Here is a 16,538-nt window from a genome sequence, read left to right on the forward strand (position 1 = left end):
CGGGTTGAAGCCACCCACGATCGGGGGCGTCGCGGCTACGGCCGCGGCGCCCCATCCGCATGTCCGCATCGCGGCGGGGGAACCGGCCGCTGAGGCCGTGCCGCGCATAGGGTGAGTCCGTGGGTACCCCCGGTCTGATTCGGCGGCTGATGAGCCGCCTGCGTGCGTCTGTGCGCCCCGCGGCACCGTCCCGGCCCGGTGTCGGCTCGTCGCCCGGACAGGCCGGCGCGACGGCGACCCTCGAGGTGACGCCGCCCCGGGCCGGCGCCCTGCGCATCGCCTACGCTCCCGAGACCGACGACGAGCCGGATGCGGGAGAGGTCGTCTGGACCTGGGTGCCGTACGCCGAGCGCGACGGACGCGGCAAGGACCGCCCGGTGCTGGTGATCGCGCGCGAGAGTGCCGATCGGGTGTACGCGGTCAAACTGACCAGCAGGCCGCGCGATGCTGACCGCGACTACATCCCGATCGGCGCGGGGGAGTGGGATTCGAAGGGCCGACCGTCGTGGGCCGACGTCGACCAGATCTACAGCGTGCACGCCGCCGGCATGCGACGCGAGGGCGCTGCCGTCGACCGGGGCGCGTTCGACCGCGTCGCGGCGGAGCTGGGTCGGCGGTACGGGTGGAAGACCGCGGCCTGATCGTGGCTGTGCGCGGTGCGACCCCGGGGCCCCGGCGGGCGGGAACAAGAAAGGCCCCCGGGTTCACCGGGGGCCTTTCTGATGGTGGGCGATACCAGACTCGAACTGATGACCTCTTCCGTGTGAAGGAAGCGCGCTACCAACTGCGCCAATCGCCCGTCGCCCCGAGGGGCCTCAACGAGCATACCGGATGCCGAAGGCGCCTCCGCACCATCGGGGCGAGACACGCGCGGGGCGCGCCTGGTTTTGCACTCGGCTCGGAGTCGGCTAAAGTCATTCAAGTGCCGGAGCGATCCGGTGCGAAATGCGGATGTAGCGCAGTTGGTAGCGCACAACCTTGCCAAGGTTGGGGTCGCGAGTTCGAGTCTCGTCATCCGCTCGAGTGTAGGGATCCTCTCCGGAGGATCCTTGGCACGTGGGGTCAAACCACACGGTGGCGTGGCCGAGCGGCTAGGCACCGGCCTGCAAAGCCGTTTACACGGGTTCGAATCCCGTCGCCACCTCCACTCACAACTCAACAGCCCTGACGGGCGCGATTGGCGCAGCGGTAGCGCGCTTCCCTGACACGGAAGAGGTCACTGGTTCGATCCCAGTATCGCGCACCACTGAAAGCCCCCGGGAGACCGGGGGCTTTTTCCTTTCCTCCGCGCGCCGGCGCCCCGTGCCTCGCCGCCGGCAGCGGGCCCGTGGCGGCGGCCGGCCGGCGGGTGTAGCGTCCCGCGCACGCAGCGGCACCCGGACGGCGGCGCCGCGGGGAGGATGCCGCATGATCGCTGCCCCGTACGAGCGGGTCCGGTTCCTGGGCTACGCCATCCCCACCTCGCCGGCCGACATCGTCACGGTCGGCTATTCCGGCGGTCCCGGTGCGATGGCCGGGTCGTACCGCGGGTTGCACGATCCGGATGCCGACATCCGGGGACGCTGCCGAGTGCTCACGACCGCGGTGGATCTCGCGCGCGCACAGCTGCACGACCTCGGCGACCCGAGCGTGCTCAATGTCTTCGTCGCACCGGAGTCGTTCTGGCATGGGCCCGCCGGGCCCTACCTGACCGCGCCCGGCGACCCCGACCCGGTGCAGACGATCGCGGCGCTGCTGCGCGAACAGTTCGACCCGGCCGACTACCCGCACTTCCTGATGGTCATGGGGTCGGCGCTCACCGCGGAGGTCGCCGACATCGACGCCGTGCTCTCCTCGCCCGAGGCCCGGACGCGCAACGACCTCGTCCGCCGCCTGGCAGAAGCCTGGCGGGCCACCTCGGGGTCGATGAGGGAGGCGTACTTCGGCGCGATGGTCGGGCTGATCCGCAGCGCGCATGCCGCGCCACTCGTGCAGGTGCGCAATCGAGCGCTCGTCCTCGGCACGACACCGCTCGACGGGGTGCTCGAACCGTGGCATGCGACCGTCGCCTCCGTTGAGAAGTACTTCGACTCGAACGAGGACTTCGTGCTGTGGGACGTCGCCGACAGAGCCGTCGTGACCGAGGCGCTCGCCTCGTACCCCGCGCTGGACCTGTCGGGCGGCGACCTGAAGCGCGCGCCCTTCGATCCGTACGCCGTCTTCGCGCTGCCGGCCGCGGGCGATCCGCTGCACACCGCGGTGGAGGTGTGTCTGGACCACACCGACCGCCGACTGCGTCGCAGCGACGCGCGCAGCCCGTGGCCCGGTGCCCGCGGGCGGATCGACCTGCACCTGGTGCCCTCGTGCGGCGCGCAGCTGCATGCGTCGGCGGTCGCCGCCGGCGCCGGCGGGTGGGCGTTCAACTGCGACGGCCAATACCCGCTCGGCGACCTCGGTGTCTCGGACCTGCGCAGGCAGGGCGTCGTCGGCGGAGTGCCCTGCGTCTACGCCGATCATCTCGACGAAGCCGCCCCCGGGCATGCCGCTCACACCCAGCTCGCCCGCGTGCGCACCGCACCGCAAGGCGGCGACCCGCACGCACCGGGGGCACAGGATGCGACGTTCACGGCGCCGGACGAGGTGACCCTCGACACCGTCCCGGTGCCCGCCATCGACGGCATCGCGGAGATGTTCGCCGGTGGTCCCGGTGCGCTGCACCTGTACGGGCTGGGTGAACCGCTGCCGCTGCGCCGCTGAGTCATGGCCGCTGTCTTCGAGCGCGCGATGGCCCAGCCACCCCCGCGTGTCGGCACGGCTAGGCTCACCGCATGGCACATCTCGTCCTCACCGTCGTCGGCGATGACCGCGCCGGACTCGTCCGCACCCTCGCCGACACCGTCGCCGCCCACGGCGGCAACTGGGAGCGCAGCGAACTGGCCGAGCTCGCCGGCGCCTTCGCCGGCATCGTGCTGGTGTCGGTTCCCGACGACCGGGTCGACGCCCTGCAGGCGGACCTCGAGGGTCTCGCGGGACTGCTGCGGGTCACGACGCACGCCGGCGGCGAGCCGTCCGCGGCCGCCACCGGTCATGTGGGCTTCACCGTGCTGGGCAACGACCGGCCGGGGATCGTCCGTGACGTCACGGCGACACTGGCCGGCCTCGGCGCGAGCATCGACTCCTTCGCGAGCCGCACCCGTGAGGCGCCGATGGCCGGCGGCACACTGTTCGAGGCGACGGTCGACGTGCGGGTGCCGGCGGGGGTGGATGCCGCGGCCATCACGACCGCGCTCGAGAAGCTGGCGGGCGAGATCCAGGTCGACATCGCGCTCGGGTGACCGTCTTGCCGCGCTCTTTGGCTAGCATCTGAGAACCGGACCGACGGAGGCATCCATGTTCATCGTGTACTCGATCCTGTTCCTGCTCGGCTTCTACCTGTTCGGGCTGGCGTTCCTGCTCGACTCCGGGTTGAGCCCGCTGGTCTTCGTCGGCGGAGTGCTGGCGGTCTCCGCAGCGCTGGCGCTCGTCGTGCACGGTCCGGGCGGCGGCACGGGCGAACGCGCTCACCACTGACGGCGGTGGCGATGCGGCCGACTCAGCGGGCGAGCGGCAGGACGGCGAGCGCGACGATCAGCGGAGCGGCGACGAGGCCGAGCAGCACGTAGCGCCGCCACGGCACGTCGACACCGACCGCGCGCAGGCGATCGCGCCACAGCAGTGTCGCCAGCGACGCCCAGGGGGTGATCAGTGGCCCCGCGTTCACCCCGATGAGCAGCGCGGCCAACCGCACGGGCGAGTCGGCGACCGGCTCGAGCGCGAGGTACGCCGGCAGGTTGTCGATCGCGTTGGAGACCACCAGTCCCGCGCCGGCCAGTCGCCACAGCGACACCAGGTCATCGCCCGAGCCCGCTACGGCGGCGATCAGGGCTCCCGCGCCCGCCGCCTGCAGCGCACCGACGGCGAGGAAGAGCCCCGAGGCGAACACCACCAGGTGCCACGGCACGAGCCCCAGCCGCAGCCGGCCGGGTCGCCGCCAGGCGTACAGACACGTCATCGCCGCCGCCGCGGCCAGGGCGGGCCGCCACGGCGGCACCCCCGACACGAGCAGCGGAAGCAGCACGAGCACCACGACCGATGCCGCGCGCAGCAGCACGCGGTCGGCGACCCGCGGCGCCGGGGCGGGGACGTAGCGACCCCGCAGATGCCGCCGGTGGATCGCGAGCAGCAGCGCGACGCTCACCGCGACCGCCACGACCGCGGAGGGCCCCAGCAGTGCGAGGAACCCCCATGGGGTGCCGTCATCGAGCCGGTGGGCGGCGAGCAGGTTCGTCAGGTTCGACACCGGCAGGAACAGCGACCCGGTGTTGGCCAGCCACACGGTGGTGAAGGCGAAAGGCAGAGGATTCAGGCCGTTGGCTCGGGCGACGACGACGACGACCGGCGTCAGCAGCACCGCTGTGGTGTCCAGCGACAGGAAAGCGGTGACGACGACGGCCAGCGCCACCACGGCGAGCCACAGCACGACGGTGCGGCCACGCGCCAGCCGTGCCAGCCACGCCGCGACGACGTCGAAGACGCCCGCTGCGGCGGCGAGCTCCGCCACGACGGTGACCGCGACGACGAACAGCAGGATCGGCCAGACGCGATCGGCGATCGCCAGGGCGTCCGCCGCGGGCAGCACTCCGCCGAGCACGGCACCGCCGCCCGCCAGCAGGAGGACGGCTCCGATCACGGCGAGCTTCACGGCATCCATCATGGTCGCCCGCGCACCCCACTAGAATCGTCCGCATGGAACTGCGCCGGATTGCCGCTGCGACCGTCGTCGCGGCCACCGGCACGCGAACGCTTCAGGCCTGAGCGGGCAGGGCGCCGAGCGCCCGAAGCTGAGCAGCCATTGTTCCGAGCCACCTTCTGGAGAAGTTCCTGTGACTGACGTCGTGATCCCCTCAGACGTGACCTACCCCGCCGACGGGTTCGCCCTGTTTCCCGACCGCAGCGTGATCGCGCTGCGCGTGAACGGCGAGCTGAAAGACCTCGCCACGACCGTCGAAGAGACCGACGACGTCGACCCGGTGACGATCGACAGCCCCGACGGTCTGTCGATCCTGCGGCACTCCACCGCCCACGTGCTCGCGCAGGCGGTGCAGCGCATCCGCCCGCAGGCGAACCTCGGCATCGGCCCGCCCATCGAGAACGGCTTCTACTACGACTTCGGCGTGGAGGAGCCCTTCACCCCCGAGGACATCAAGGCCATCAAGAAGGAGATGGAGCGCATCGTCCGTGAGGGCCAGCGCTTCGTCCGCCGCGTCGTCACCGACGAGGAGGCACGCGCGGAGCTGGTCGACGAGCCGTTCAAGCTCGAGCTGATCGACCTCAAGGGCGGCTCGAAGGATGCCGCAGAGGGCGCCTCCGTCGAGGTCGGCGCCGGCGAGCTCACCATCTACGACAACGTGAGCCGCGACGGCGAGACCGTGTGGAAGGACCTCTGCCGCGGCCCCCACGTTCCCGGGACCCGCATGATCGGCAACGGCTGGGACCTCACCCGCATCGCCGGCGCCTACTGGCGCGGCAGCGAGAAGAACCCGCAGCTGCAGCGCATCTACGGCACCGCCTGGCCGACGAAGGACGAGCTGCGGGCATACCAGCAGCGTCTCGAGGAGGCGGCCAAGCGCGACCACCGCAAGCTCGGTAAAGAGCTGGACCTGTTCTCGTTCCCCGACGAGATCGGCTCCGGCCTGTCGGTGTGGCACCCCAAGGGCGGCGTCGTCCGTGGCGAGATGGAGCAGCACGCCCGTCGCCGTCACCTCGAGGGCGGCTACACCTACGTCTACACGCCGCACATCACGAAGGAAGACCTCTTCCTGCAGTCCAACCACCTCGTGACCTACCGCGAGGGCATGTTCCCGCCCATCCGCATGGACGAGGAGCGCGACGCCGAGGGCAACATCGTCAAGCAGGGCCAGGACTACTACCTGAAGCCCATGAACTGCCCGATGCACATCCTCATCTACAAGGAGCGGGCACGCAGCTACCGCGATCTGCCGATGCGCCTCGCCGAGAACGGCACGGTCTACCGCAACGAGCTCTCCGGGGCGCTCCACGGCCTCACCCGCGTGCGCGGCTTCACCCAGGACGACTCGCACCTGTTCGTCACGCCGGACCAGCTCGAGGCGGAGACCACGCGGGTGCTGGAGTTCGTGCTCTCGATGCTGCGCGACTTCGGTCTCGAGGACTTCGAGCTCGAGCTGTCGATGCGCGACGACGAGAAGGAGAAGTGGATCGGCTCCGAGGAGTTCTGGGAGTACTCCACCAATGCCCTGCGCAATGTCGCCCATTCCAGCGGACTGAAGGTCACCGAGGTCCCCGGCGAGGCCGCGTTCTACGGGCCGAAGATCGACCTGAAGACCCGTGATGCCATCGGGCGCACCTGGCAGCTGTCGACCGTGCAGGTCGACGTCAACCTGCCGGAGCGCTTCGACCTGGAGTACACCGGTCCCGACGGCGAGAAGCACCGTCCGATCATGATCCACCGGGCGCTGTTCGGCTCGATCGAGCGTTTCTTCGCCATCCTGCTCGAGCACTACGCGGGGGCTTTCCCGGTGTGGCTGGCGCCCGTGCAGGTCGTCGCGATCCCGGTGGCGGAGCAGTACGGCGCCTACCTCGACGGCATCGTCGACCGGCTGCGCATGCAGGGCGTGCGCGCCGAGGTCGATCACTCCGACGACCGCATGCAGAAGAAGATCCGCACGCACACGACGCAGAAGGTGCCGCTGCAGCTGATCGCGGGGGAGCAGGACCGCTCCGCCGGCACCGTGTCGTTCCGCTTCCGCGACGGCACCCAGACCAACGGGGTGCCCGTCGACGACGCCATCGCCCTGGTGATGCGCGCGATCGCCGAGAAGAAGCTCGTCGACACGGCGGAGGACCTCGCGTGAGCGCGCAGGAACTCGTCGACGCCGCGACCCTCGCGGGCGTTCCCGACGGGTTCCAGCGGCTGTGGACGCCCCACCGTATGGCGTACATCAACGCCGGACCGGAGGCGATGCGGGCGGCCTGCCCGTTCTGCGCCGCTCCGGAGAAGTCGGATGCCGACGGGCTGATCGTCCACCGCGGACGCACCGCCTACGTCGTGCTGAACCTCTTCCCCTACAACTCCGGACATCTCCTCGTCTGCCCCTACCGGCACGTCGCGACGTACGACCAGGCGACATCGGAGGAGGTCGCCGAGATCGCCGCGCTGACCCAGACGGCGATGCGGGTGCTGCGCCAGGTGTCGCGGTGCGACGGCTTCAACATCGGCATGAATCAGGGCGCGGTGGCGGGGGCGGGCGTCGACGAGCACCTGCACCAGCACATCGTGCCGCGGTGGGCGACGGATGCGAACTTCTTCCCGATCATCGCGAAGACCAAGGCGCTGCCCCAGTTGCTCGGCGAGGTGCGCGAGGCGGTTTCCACAGCGTGGCCTCAGGAGTGACGGCACCCCGCTAGCCTGGCGGGATGCCTTCGAGAAGATTCGCCTTCCTCCCGTCGCCGCGCGCGCTGACCGCTGCAGCCGCCGCGGGGGTGCTCGCCCTGTCGCTCACCGCTTGCACGACCGCGCCGTCCACCGAGGGCGCCCAGCGCATCGATGCGCCCGCCACGGCCGAGGCGCCGACGCCGGAACCTTCCGAGGGTGCAGAGGATGTCGCGGCGGACGAGGGCATGGCGGCGGCCTTCGCGGAGCGCGACAGGTTCCTCGCCGACCAGCAGCAGCCGCTCGACGGCTCGCCGCTGGTGGCGAAGACGCCCGCCCAGATCGAGCTCGTCACCGCGCAGCGTGAATACGTCGAGTCGCAGGGCGCGACCTGGGACGCGAACGCCGAGAGCATCACCCTCGCCCTGCCGCTCGACGCGTGCGAGACGTCGATCCTCAACGGGCACGCCATCGACGTGGAGACGTTCCGCGCCCACGTGAACTCCTCGCCGCTCATCGACGCGGTCTCCGGAGGCGACCCGCAGGCCATCGAAGGCGCGGTCAGCATGATGGTGTTCGGCACGCGGTTCATCTGCCCCGACGACGCCGCGCAGTGGGAGTCGGCCTGGAGCGAGACGGACGGCGTCTACTGACGCCGGCACCGCCTCGCAGACCGGTCAGCGCACCTGGCGTACGTCGAACTGCATGAGCGGGTGCGCGTAGTACTCCTGCGATTCCACCAGCGCCAGTTCTCGCCGGCCGGACTCGAACGTCGTGCGCAGCAGGTCGTAGACGCTCGACGTCGTCCGTGCGAGGGCCTCGGCCGCGCTGCCGGAGCGACGGTAGTGAGCGGTGAAAAGCGCCGCCGTCACGTCACCCGAGCCGTTGGCCTTCATCGGCAGCAGCGGCGTCTGCACGATCCAGGCGCCGCTGTCGTCGACGGCGAGCATCTCGATGGTGCCCTCGGCGCGGTCGGGACGCTCCACGCTCGTCACGAGCACCGTCTGCGGACCCATTGCACGAGCGAGATCGGCCGCGTCCAGCGTCTGGTCGATCGTCGCGGGCTGCGTGTCGGTGAGGTAGCCGAGCTCGAACTGGTTGGGCGTGATGATGTCGGCGACCGGCACCACGCGCTCGCGCAGCAGCACGGGGATCGTGGGTGCGACGAAGCAGCCGGACTTCGCGTTGCCCATCACCGGGTCGCACGCGTAGACGGCATCCGGATTGGCTTCCTTCACCCGGCGCACGGTGTCGATGATCACGTCGCCGATGCCCTCGCCGCCCTGGTAGCCCGACAGCACGACGTCGATCTCGGGGAACGCGCCGCGCTCCTCGATGCCGGCGATCACCGCGCGCACGTCGTCCGGCGAGATCATCGGGCCGCGCCACGAGCCGTAGCCGGTGTGGTTGGAGAAGTTCACGGTGTAGACCGGCAGCACCTCCACGCCGATGCGCTGCAGCGGGAACACCGCGGCGGAGTTGCCGACGTGCCCGTAGGCGACGGCGGACTGGATCGACAGGATGTTCACGACAGGGGACCTTCTCTCATCGGGATGCCGTCATGCGGACGGCGGCGGCGACGTCGGCGGCCAGGCGCTCCGCCTCGGCGTCGGACAGGGTGTGGACGGTGAGGCGCAGGCGCTCGGACGCCCCGCCGTCGGCCAGGGCGAACTCGTCGCCGGGCCGGGCCAGCCAGCCGCGGCGCATCAGCTGATCGGTCACCGCGCGGGCGGGCACACCGAGGTGCACCCACAGACTGAGTCCGTCCCCGGCGCGGCAGGTGAGGCCGTGGGCGCTCAGCCGTGCGGCGAACGCACGGTTGCGGGCCAGGTAGTGCGCGCCGGCGCGCTGCACCGCTGCCATCACGGCAGGATCGGTGACCTGCGCGACGGTGAGGCGCTGCAGCAGGTGACTGACCCAGGTCGTGCCGGGGCTGAGGCGCATCGCCAGGCGACCGGCGGTCTCGGCGTCGGTCGCCGCGACCGCGAGGCACATGTCGGGGCCCAGGAACTTCGACACCGAGCGCACCAGTGCCCAGCGGCGGTGCGACGCGCCCACGATCGAGTGATAGGGCCGATCGGTCAGCAGCGAGAGGTGGTCGTCCATCACGACGAGCACATGGGGGTGGTCGCCCAGGACGGCCCGCAGGTCGGCGGCGCGCCGGGCGGTGAGACTCACGCCGGTCGGGTTCTGCGCACGCGGGGTGCAGATCACCGCCCGCACGCCGTCCGCCAGGGCGCGGGCGAGTCCGTCGACGGTCATCCCCTCGTCGTCGACGGCCACGGGGACGGGGCGGTAGCCGCCCAGACGCACGGTGCGGATGCTGGACAGGAAGCAGGGGTCCTCGAGGGCGACGGCGTCATCGCGCACCAGCGCCCCGGCGAGCAGTCGCTCCATCGCGTCGACCGCGCCACCGGTGACGGTGATGCGCATCGCCGCCGGGTCTGCGACGTCCGGGGTCATCCAGCCGCGCGCCCAGCGCTCCAGATCGGGGTCGATGACGGGTTCGCCGTACAGCACAGGGCGGCCGGCGAGCGCGGCGAGCGCGCCGGTGAGATCGGGGATCAGCGCCGGGTCGGGGTTCCCGTCGCCGACGTCGCGCAGCACGCTGTCCTGCGCGAACCCCTCGATGGGCATCGGTGCGGGGGAGGCCACCCTCGTGCCGCCGCGGCCGTGCGACGCGACGAGCCCCGCCTGGCCGAGCAGGCGGTAGGCGGCGACGACGGTGTTGCGGTTGACCCCGAGGCGGTCGGCCAGTGTGCGCACCGGCGGGAGCGCGTCACCGGGAGCGAGATGCGCGCTGTCGACGAGGGCGCGCACGCTGTCGGCGATCTCCGCCGCGGTCGTCCCCGTGATCCCGTCGGTCACCGTCGCGTTCTCCATCTGCTCGAATCTACAGCTCAGGACATGCTAGCGTCTGGCCTATGCCAAACATTGAGCGCGCCGCGCAGGCGCCGGAGAACCCGCTGCAGGCCGCGACGACCGGATCGGCCCGCGTGAAGCGGGGACTGGCCGAGATGCTCAAGGGCGGGGTGATCATGGACGTCGTCACCGCCGAGCAGGCGCGCATCGCCGAGGACGCCGGCGCGGTGGCGGTGATGGCGCTGGAACGGGTTCCCGCCGACATCCGGGCGCAGGGCGGCGTCGCCCGGATGAGCGATCCCCAGCTCATCGACGACATCATCGCCGCCGTGTCGATCCCCGTCATGGCGAAGGCGCGCATCGGCCACTTCGTCGAGGCGCAGGTGCTGCAGCAGCTCGGCGTGGACTACATCGACGAATCCGAGGTGCTCTCGCCCGCCGACTACGTCCACCACATCGACAAGTGGCCGTTCACCGTCCCCTTCGTCTGCGGTGCGACGAACCTCGGCGAGGCACTGCGCCGCATGACCGAAGGCGCCGCGATGATCCGCTCGAAGGGCGAGGCGGGCACCGGCGACGTGTCCGAGGCGACGCGCCACATCCGCACCATCTCCGCCGAGATCGCTCGGTTGCGCTCCATGAGCAGGGACGAGCTGTACGTGGCGGCGAAGGAGCTGCAGGCGCCCTACGAGCTGGTGGCCGACGTCGCCGAGCAGGGGCGACTGCCCGTGGTGCTCTTCGTCGCGGGCGGGGTGGCGACGCCCGCGGACGCCGCGATGATGATGCAGCTCGGTGCCGACGGGGTCTTCGTGGGATCGGGCATCTTCAAGAGCGGCGACCCGGCGGCGCGCGCTGCGGCGATCGTGAAGGCCGTCACGTTCTTCGACGACCCGCGGGTCGTCACGGACGCCTCCCGCGGCCTCGGGGAGGCCATGGTCGGCATCAACGTCGCCGACCTCGCCGCTCCCCACCGCCTCGCGGACCGCGGCTGGTAGTCATGGCGGCACGGCGTGCCGGAGTCCTCGCCCTGCAGGGCGACGTGCGCGAGCACCTGCGCGTGCTGAGCCGGCTGGGCGCCGACGCGGTACCGGTCCGCACGCCCGCGGATGTGGCATCCGTCGACGCCCTCGTCATCCCCGGCGGCGAGTCGAGCGTCATCGACAAGCTGTCTCGCACGTTCGGGCTGCACGGCCCGCTCCGCGCGCGCATCGCGGCGGGGCTGGCGGTGTACGGCACGTGCGCGGGCCTCATCCTGCTCGCCGACCGGATCATCGATGGGGCGCCAGGACAGCAGACCTTCGGCGGCATCGACGCGACGGTGCAGCGCAACGCGTTCGGGTCCCAGGCCGAGTCTTTCGAGGCCGACCTCGACGTGCAGGCGCTCGGCGCCCCGCCGGTGCACGCGGCGTTCATCCGCGCTCCGAGAGTGATCTCGGTCGGGCCGGGTGTCGAGGTGCTGGCCGCGCTGGGCGACGGCGGCATCGTCGCGGTGCGTCAGCAACGGCTCCTTGGCACCGCGTTCCATCCCGAGGTGACAGGGGACGATCGCTTCCACGCGCTGCTGCTGCAACTGGCGGACGAGCGCTGACCGACCTCCGGCGTCAGGCGGATGCCACCGTCGGCGACAGCCGCGCGATCGCATCCGCCGTGCGGTCGATATCGGCGGACGAGGTCGCCCAGTTCGACATCGAGCAGCGCAGCACGGCGCGCCCGCGCCACTGGGCGCCGGTGAGCGCGGCGGTTCCATCGGCGAGGATCGCGGCCCCCAGTTGCCGCGTCGCGTCATCATCGTCGAGGCGGAACATCACCTGGGTGTAGACGACGTCGTTGACGACGCTGATCCCGGGGATGGCCCGCAGACGCGCCTCGAGCTGCCGCGCGTTGCGGTGGAGCCGCTCGACCAGCTCGACCACACCGTCTCTGCCGAGAGAACGCAGCGCAGCCCATGCCGGCACGCCGCGGCCGCGGCGCGAGAGCTCCGGGGTGATGTCCCACGGATCGAGGCTCGTATGGATGAGGTAGTCGCCGGCGGCATGGAAGAGGGCGACCGAGTCGGCGGGATCGCGCATGATCGCCATGCCGCAGTCGTAGGGGACGTTCAGCGTCTTGTGTGCGTCGGTGGCCCAGGAGTCGGCCTGACCGACGCCCGCGGTGAGATGGCGCAGCATGGGGGTCGCTGCAGCCCAGAGACCGAACGCACCGTCCACGTGCACCCATGCGCCGTGGCGTCGAGCGAGAGGGATGAGCTGGTCGAACCGATCGAAGGCGCCCGAATGCACCTCGCCGGCCTGCAGGCACAGGATCGCCGGCGCGCCCGCGCCGGCCGCAAGCTCCTGCGACAGCGCTTCCGGCAGCATCCGCCCCTGATCGTCGGAGGCGACGACGGTGATCTCGTCGCTGCCGACCCCGGCGAAGCGCAGCGCGCGGTCGACCGCACCGTGACGGTCGGCGCCGGCGAGGAAGCGCAGCGGCGGTGCACCGCGCAGCCCGCGCTGCACGAGATCCCATCCCGCGCGTCGCAGCATGGCGTGCCGCGCGGCGGCGAGACAGGCGAAGTTCGCCATCTGGGCGCCGGTGACGAAGCCGACCGATGCCGTCGCCGCCAGGCCGAGCAGCTCGCACACCCACGCGCCGGCGATGCGCTCGAGCGCGACGACGGTGGGGGTCATCGTGCTCGAACCCGAGTTCTGATCCCACGCCGACACCAGCCAGTCGGCGGCCAGCGCAGCCGGCACAGTGCCGCCGATGACGAAGCCGAAGAAGCGCCCGCCGGGGATCGACACGAGACCGGGCTCCGCGCGGTCGACCAGCTCCGCGATCACCGCGCCGGCATCGCTCGGCCCGTCCGGCAGCGAGCGGCCGAAGGCGGAGAGCATCTCATCGAGGTCAGCACGCGGCCAGACCGGGCGTTCGTCCAGGTCGTCGAAGAACCCCAACGCCGCGCGGTAGGCCGCGCCGAGGGCCCGTTCCCTCTCGTCCATGCCGCCAGTGTCCTCCGACGTGGCGCTCGGCACCACCGGGTGCGTCGCGCGCGAGCGGTACCTGTCCCTTTAGACTGTTCCGCATGTCCGGCCACTCCAAGTGGGCGACGACCAAGCACAAGAAGGCCGTCATCGACGCGCGTCGTGCCAAGTCGTTCGCCAAGCTCATCAAGAACATCGAAGTCGCCGCCAAGATCGGCGGCGCCGACCTCTCCGGCAACCCCACGCTCTACGACGCGGTGCAGAAGGCGAAGAAGACTTCGGTCCCCAACGACAACATCGACCGCGCCATCAAGCGCGGAGCGGGCATCGGGGGAGAGGCCGTCGAGTACACCTCGATCATGTACGAGGGCTACGGCCCCAACGGCGTGGCGCTCATGATCGAGTGTCTGACCGACAACAAGAACCGCGCAGCGGCCGAGGTGCGCACCGCGCTCACCCGCAACGGCGGCACGCTGGCCGACCCCGGCAGCGTGGCGTACAACTTCACACGCAAGGGTGTCATCGTCGTGTCGTCGGAGAACACCACCGAAGACGACGTGATGCTCGCCGTGCTCGACGCCGGCGCCGAGGAGATCCTGCCCCACGGACAGGGGTTCGAAGTCATCACCGAGGCGTCCGACCTCGTCAAGGTGCGCACGGCGCTGCAGGATGCCGGGATCGACTACGAGTCGGCCGACGTGGAGTTCGTGCCGAACCTGAAGGTCGAGATCGACGTCGACACCGCGCGCAAGATCTTCCGGCTCATCGACGCCCTCGAAGACAGCGACGACGTGCAGAACGTCTTCAGCAACTTCGACCTCACCCCCGAGGTGCAGGCCGAGCTGGAGAACGACTCCGAGGACTGACCGCACCCCGCACGGCCGCGGCCCGGAGCGCCTGGGCCGGGCGCCGCGCGCCGCGGGTTAGCGTGGGGGAATGGCATCCACCGGCATCCTCCGCGTGCTCGGCGTCGACCCCGGTCTGACCCGGTGCGGCGTGGGCGTGGTCGACGTGGCCCGTAACCGATCGGCGTCGCTCGTGCACGTCGGTGTGGTGCGCACCGAGGCGACGTTGCCCATCGAGCAGCGGCTCGCGGCCATCGCCGCGGGGCTGCGCGCGGTGCTCGACGCACATCGGCCCGACGTGGTCGCCGTGGAGCGGGTGTTCGCCCAGAACAACCGCAGCACCGTGATGGGGACCGCGCAGGCGAGCGGCATCGCGCTGCTGCTGGCAGGGGAGCGCGGGCTGCCTGCGGCGACCCACACCCCGTCGGAGGTCAAGGCCGCGGTGACAGGCTACGGCGCGGCCGACAAGCTGCAGGTGCAGACGATGGTCGCCCGTGTGCTGCGCCTGGACGAGCTGCCGCAGCCGGCGGACGCCGCCGACGCCCTGGCGCTCGCCCTCTGCCACGGCTGGCGCGGAGGGTCGACCGCGACCGTCGCGGCCGCCGGAACGCTCACGCCGGCGCAGCGGGCATGGGCGGATGCCGAGCGAGTGCGGCGCTGACGCCGGCGGCGCGTGTCGATAGAACAAATGTCCGAGCGCGCCCGTAGGCTCGGAGCATGATCTCCTCTGCGCGCGGCCGCGTGCTGCACCTCGACCCCGACAGTGTGATCGTCGACGTCAACGGCGTCGGCTTCTCGATCGCGGTGACGCCGCAGCTGTCGCGCACCTTCCACGTGGGCGACGAGATCGTGCTGCACACGCACCTCATCGTGCGCGAAGACGCCCTGTCGCTCTACGGGTTCGCCGAGCGCGACGAACTCGCCGTGTTCCTCCAGCTCATCAGCGTCTCCGGGGTGGGTCCGAAGTCGGCGCTGGGTGTGCTCACCTCGCTCAGCGTCGCGCAGATCGCGCAGGCCGTCGCCGCCGAGGACGACGCGCCGTTCCGTCGGGTGTCGGGCATCGGCCCCAAGACCGCCAAGCTCATCGTGGTGCAGCTCGCCGGCAAGCTGCAGGCGCTCGGGCTCGGGTCGGCCGCGGCGCCCGCACCCCGCGCCGACGCCGCGGTGATCGCGCAGGTCGTGGCCGCGCTCGTCGGTCTCGGCTGGAGCGAGAGGATCGCCACCGAGGCCGTGGGCGGCGTGGCCGAGGCGGCATCCGATCGCGATCGCGGCGATGTGCCCGCCCTGCTGCGACTGACGCTCGCCCAGCTCGGGCCGGCACGCAAGGAGCCCGCCGGTGGATGACACGGAGGTCCGAGACCCCGCCGAGCCGCAGGACGAGATCGAACTGGCCGTCGAGGGTGCCCTGCGCCCCACGTCGCTGGCCGAGTTCGTCGGCCAGCACAAGGTGCGCGGCCAGCTGCAGCTGCTGCTCGAGGCCGCACGCATCCAGCAGCGGCCGGCCGACCACATCCTGCTGTCCGGCCCCCCGGGCCTCGGCAAGACGACGCTCGCAATGATCGTCGCGCACGAGAGCGACCGGCCGCTGCGCCTGTCATCGGGTCCCGCGATCCAGCACGCCGGCGACCTCGCGGCGCTGCTGTCGAGTCTCACCCCGGGCGAGGTGCTCTTCATCGACGAGATCCACCGCATGGCCCGCTCGGCCGAGGAGATGCTCTACCTCGCGATGGAGGACTTCCGCATCGACATCATGGTCGGCAAGGGCGCGGGTGCCACGAGCATCCCGCTCGAGCTCGCCCCCTTCACCCTGGTCGGCGCGACGACCCGGTCGGGCATGCTGCCCAACCCGCTGCGCGACCGCTTCGGCTTCACCGCCCACCTGGAGTACTACGAGCCCGACGAGCTCGAGCAGGTGATCGAGCGCTCCGCCCTCGTGCTCGGTCTCGGTCTGCCCGCACACGCCCGGTCGGAGATCGCACGGCGCTCGAGGGGCACCCCGCGTATCGCCAACCGGCTTCTGCGCCGGGTGCGCGACTACGTCATCGTCCACGGCCAGCCCGGCCGCGCCGGCGGTGACGGCACGCGTCCCGCCGCCACGCAGGCCGACGTCAACGCCGCGCTGGAGTTGTATGACGTCGACCCCATCGGGCTGGACCGCCTGGACCGCGCCGTGCTCGATGCGCTCGTGCGCCGATTCCGCGGCGGACCCGTGGGCCTCGGCACCCTCGCGGTGACGGTGGGGGAGGAAGCGGAGACGATCGAGTCGGTGGTCGAGCCGTACCTCGTGCGCATCGGATTCATGGGGCGCACGCCGCGAGGACGCATCGCCACGCCTGAGGCCTGCGCGCACCTGCGCGTCCCGCACGGTGACGGGGCGTTGCGCATCGATGACCTATAATCACTGAAGGCTTACGCCGCCATCTCCTGTGCTGGGTCGTT

Annotated in this window: 17 protein-coding genes and 4 tRNA genes; 16 read left to right on the forward strand and 5 right to left on the reverse strand. The window is 71.3% G+C overall.

Features of this window, described 5'->3' with window-relative positions; genetic code table 11:
- Window positions 1-149 precede the first annotated feature (149 nt).
- On the forward strand, window positions 150-641 hold the full coding sequence (locus NQ165_RS02365) for a type II toxin-antitoxin system PemK/MazF family toxin (protein WP_257530923.1): 492 nt from the start codon (window positions 150-152) through the stop codon (window positions 639-641).
- A gap of 82 nt (window positions 642-723) precedes the next feature.
- On the opposite strand, the gene NQ165_RS02370 is transcribed toward NQ165_RS02365, so the two are convergent.
- A tRNA-Val gene (locus NQ165_RS02370) sits at window positions 724-799 on the reverse strand.
- Window positions 800-947: 148 nt separating this feature from the next.
- Between NQ165_RS02370 and NQ165_RS02375 the strand changes: the two genes are divergently transcribed.
- The 6 genes from NQ165_RS02375 (at window position 948) to NQ165_RS02400 (ending at window position 3,549) form a co-directional block, all read left to right on the forward strand.
- Window positions 948-1,020, forward strand: a tRNA-Gly gene (locus tag NQ165_RS02375).
- Window positions 1,021-1,073: 53 nt separating this feature from the next.
- Window positions 1,074-1,147, forward strand: a tRNA-Cys gene (locus tag NQ165_RS02380).
- A 24-nt stretch (window positions 1,148-1,171) separates the two neighbouring features.
- A tRNA-Val gene (locus NQ165_RS02385) sits at window positions 1,172-1,246 on the forward strand.
- 161 nt (window positions 1,247-1,407) lie between these two features.
- A complete protein-coding gene (locus tag NQ165_RS02390; RefSeq protein WP_257530925.1) occupies window positions 1,408-2,736 on the forward strand; it encodes a hypothetical protein in 1,329 nt (442 codons plus the stop codon).
- A 71-nt stretch (window positions 2,737-2,807) separates the two neighbouring features.
- Complete coding sequence (locus NQ165_RS02395; protein WP_257530927.1) at window positions 2,808-3,314, forward strand: glycine cleavage system protein R; 507 nt, start codon at window positions 2,808-2,810, stop codon at window positions 3,312-3,314.
- Between the two features lie 55 nt (window positions 3,315-3,369).
- The gene (locus tag NQ165_RS02400; RefSeq protein ID WP_257530929.1) at window positions 3,370-3,549 is read left to right on the forward strand and encodes a hypothetical protein; all 180 of its coding nucleotides are present in this window, start codon (window positions 3,370-3,372) and stop codon (window positions 3,547-3,549) included.
- 22 nt (window positions 3,550-3,571) lie between these two features.
- Here the strand turns inward: NQ165_RS02400 and NQ165_RS02405 are convergent, their stop codons facing one another.
- Entirely contained in the window at window positions 3,572-4,729 is a 1,158-nt protein-coding gene (locus NQ165_RS02405) for an SLC13 family permease (protein WP_257531725.1), read from the reverse strand.
- 172 nt (window positions 4,730-4,901) lie between these two features.
- Here NQ165_RS02405 and thrS point away from each other — a divergent pair, with 172 nt between their 5' ends.
- The 3 genes from thrS to NQ165_RS02420 are packed head-to-tail and all read left to right on the forward strand — an operon-like array spanning window position 4,902 to window position 8,082.
- On the forward strand, window positions 4,902-6,911 hold the full coding sequence (thrS, locus tag NQ165_RS02410) for a threonine--tRNA ligase (RefSeq protein ID WP_257530931.1): 2,010 nt from the start codon (window positions 4,902-4,904) through the stop codon (window positions 6,909-6,911).
- Window positions 6,908-7,450 carry an HIT domain-containing protein gene (locus NQ165_RS02415; RefSeq protein WP_257530933.1) on the forward strand — a complete coding sequence of 181 codons (543 nt, stop codon included), beginning with the start codon at window positions 6,908-6,910 and terminating at the stop codon, window positions 7,448-7,450. Before thrS ends, NQ165_RS02415 begins: the two co-directional genes overlap by 4 nt.
- Window positions 7,451-7,473: 23 nt before the next feature.
- Window positions 7,474-8,082 (forward strand): hypothetical protein, encoded by a 609-nt coding sequence (locus NQ165_RS02420; protein WP_257530935.1) that lies wholly within the window; start codon window positions 7,474-7,476, stop codon window positions 8,080-8,082.
- 24 nt (window positions 8,083-8,106) lie between these two features.
- On the opposite strand, the gene pdxY is transcribed toward NQ165_RS02420, so the two are convergent.
- Window positions 8,107-8,958, reverse strand: coding sequence for a pyridoxal kinase PdxY (gene pdxY / locus NQ165_RS02425; RefSeq protein WP_257530937.1), 852 nt, complete (start codon window positions 8,956-8,958; stop codon window positions 8,107-8,109).
- Between the two features lie 16 nt (window positions 8,959-8,974).
- The gene (locus NQ165_RS02430; protein WP_257530939.1) at window positions 8,975-10,312 is read right to left on the reverse strand and encodes an aminotransferase class I/II-fold pyridoxal phosphate-dependent enzyme; all 1,338 of its coding nucleotides are present in this window, start codon (window positions 10,310-10,312) and stop codon (window positions 8,975-8,977) included.
- Window positions 10,313-10,353: 41 nt separating this feature from the next.
- Here NQ165_RS02430 and pdxS point away from each other — a divergent pair, with 41 nt between their 5' ends.
- Together pdxS and pdxT are read left to right on the forward strand one after the other, a co-directional pair.
- The gene (gene pdxS, locus NQ165_RS02435; RefSeq protein WP_257530941.1) at window positions 10,354-11,286 is read left to right on the forward strand and encodes a pyridoxal 5'-phosphate synthase lyase subunit PdxS; all 933 of its coding nucleotides are present in this window, start codon (window positions 10,354-10,356) and stop codon (window positions 11,284-11,286) included.
- Window positions 11,287-11,288: 2 nt separating this feature from the next.
- The gene (gene pdxT, locus NQ165_RS02440; protein ID WP_257530943.1) at window positions 11,289-11,879 is read left to right on the forward strand and encodes a pyridoxal 5'-phosphate synthase glutaminase subunit PdxT; all 591 of its coding nucleotides are present in this window, start codon (window positions 11,289-11,291) and stop codon (window positions 11,877-11,879) included.
- A 13-nt stretch (window positions 11,880-11,892) separates the two neighbouring features.
- Here pdxT and NQ165_RS02445 read toward each other — a convergent pair whose 3' ends face one another.
- The gene (locus NQ165_RS02445) at window positions 11,893-13,272 is read right to left on the reverse strand and encodes an aminotransferase class V-fold PLP-dependent enzyme (RefSeq protein WP_257530945.1); all 1,380 of its coding nucleotides are present in this window, start codon (window positions 13,270-13,272) and stop codon (window positions 11,893-11,895) included.
- An 83-nt stretch (window positions 13,273-13,355) separates the two neighbouring features.
- Here NQ165_RS02445 and NQ165_RS02450 point away from each other — a divergent pair, with 83 nt between their 5' ends.
- The 4 genes from NQ165_RS02450 to ruvB all read left to right on the forward strand — a co-directional run bounded on the left by NQ165_RS02450 (window position 13,356) and on the right by ruvB (window position 16,497).
- Entirely contained in the window at window positions 13,356-14,120 is a 765-nt protein-coding gene (locus NQ165_RS02450; protein WP_257530948.1) for a YebC/PmpR family DNA-binding transcriptional regulator, read from the forward strand.
- A 70-nt stretch (window positions 14,121-14,190) separates the two neighbouring features.
- Window positions 14,191-14,760, forward strand: a complete 570-nt coding sequence (gene ruvC / locus NQ165_RS02455) for a crossover junction endodeoxyribonuclease RuvC (RefSeq protein WP_257530950.1) — start codon at window positions 14,191-14,193, stop codon at window positions 14,758-14,760.
- A gap of 56 nt (window positions 14,761-14,816) precedes the next feature.
- The gene (gene ruvA / locus NQ165_RS02460) at window positions 14,817-15,443 is read left to right on the forward strand and encodes a Holliday junction branch migration protein RuvA (protein WP_257530952.1); all 627 of its coding nucleotides are present in this window, start codon (window positions 14,817-14,819) and stop codon (window positions 15,441-15,443) included.
- Window positions 15,436-16,497, forward strand: coding sequence for a Holliday junction branch migration DNA helicase RuvB (ruvB, locus tag NQ165_RS02465; protein WP_257530954.1), 1,062 nt, complete (start codon window positions 15,436-15,438; stop codon window positions 16,495-16,497). The genes ruvA and ruvB overlap by 8 nt, the downstream gene beginning before the upstream one ends.
- The last annotated feature ends 41 nt before the right edge of the window (window positions 16,498-16,538 follow it).

The organism is Microbacterium sp. zg.Y1084 (assembly GCF_024623595.1).
Taxonomy (GTDB): Bacteria; Actinomycetota; Actinomycetes; order Actinomycetales; family Microbacteriaceae; genus Microbacterium; species Microbacterium wangruii.

What these genes read in the sequence shown, in the direction of transcription:
- NQ165_RS02365 (WP_257530923.1), top strand. Translation starts at nt 150, where the DNA reads ATGAGCCGCCTGCGTGCGTCTGTGCGCCCCGCGGCACCGTCCCGGCCC.
- NQ165_RS02390 (WP_257530925.1), top strand. Translation starts at nt 1,408, where the DNA reads ATGATCGCTGCCCCGTACGAGCGGGTCCGGTTCCTGGGCTACGCCATC.
- NQ165_RS02395 (WP_257530927.1), top strand. Translation starts at nt 2,808, where the DNA reads ATGGCACATCTCGTCCTCACCGTCGTCGGCGATGACCGCGCCGGACTC.
- NQ165_RS02400 (WP_257530929.1), top strand. Translation starts at nt 3,370, where the DNA reads ATGTTCATCGTGTACTCGATCCTGTTCCTGCTCGGCTTCTACCTGTTC.
- NQ165_RS02405 (WP_257531725.1), bottom strand. Translation starts at nt 4,729, where the DNA reads ATGGATGCCGTGAAGCTCGCCGTGATCGGAGCCGTCCTCCTGCTGGCG.
- NQ165_RS02420 (WP_257530935.1), top strand. Translation starts at nt 7,474, where the DNA reads ATGCCTTCGAGAAGATTCGCCTTCCTCCCGTCGCCGCGCGCGCTGACC.
- NQ165_RS02430 (WP_257530939.1), bottom strand. Translation starts at nt 10,312, where the DNA reads ATGGAGAACGCGACGGTGACCGACGGGATCACGGGGACGACCGCGGCG.
- pdxS (WP_257530941.1), top strand. Translation starts at nt 10,354, where the DNA reads ATGCCAAACATTGAGCGCGCCGCGCAGGCGCCGGAGAACCCGCTGCAG.
- pdxT (WP_257530943.1), top strand. Translation starts at nt 11,289, where the DNA reads ATGGCGGCACGGCGTGCCGGAGTCCTCGCCCTGCAGGGCGACGTGCGC.
- NQ165_RS02445 (WP_257530945.1), bottom strand. Translation starts at nt 13,272, where the DNA reads ATGGACGAGAGGGAACGGGCCCTCGGCGCGGCCTACCGCGCGGCGTTG.
- NQ165_RS02450 (WP_257530948.1), top strand. Translation starts at nt 13,356, where the DNA reads ATGTCCGGCCACTCCAAGTGGGCGACGACCAAGCACAAGAAGGCCGTC.
- ruvC (WP_257530950.1), top strand. Translation starts at nt 14,191, where the DNA reads ATGGCATCCACCGGCATCCTCCGCGTGCTCGGCGTCGACCCCGGTCTG.
- ruvA (WP_257530952.1), top strand. Translation starts at nt 14,817, where the DNA reads ATGATCTCCTCTGCGCGCGGCCGCGTGCTGCACCTCGACCCCGACAGT.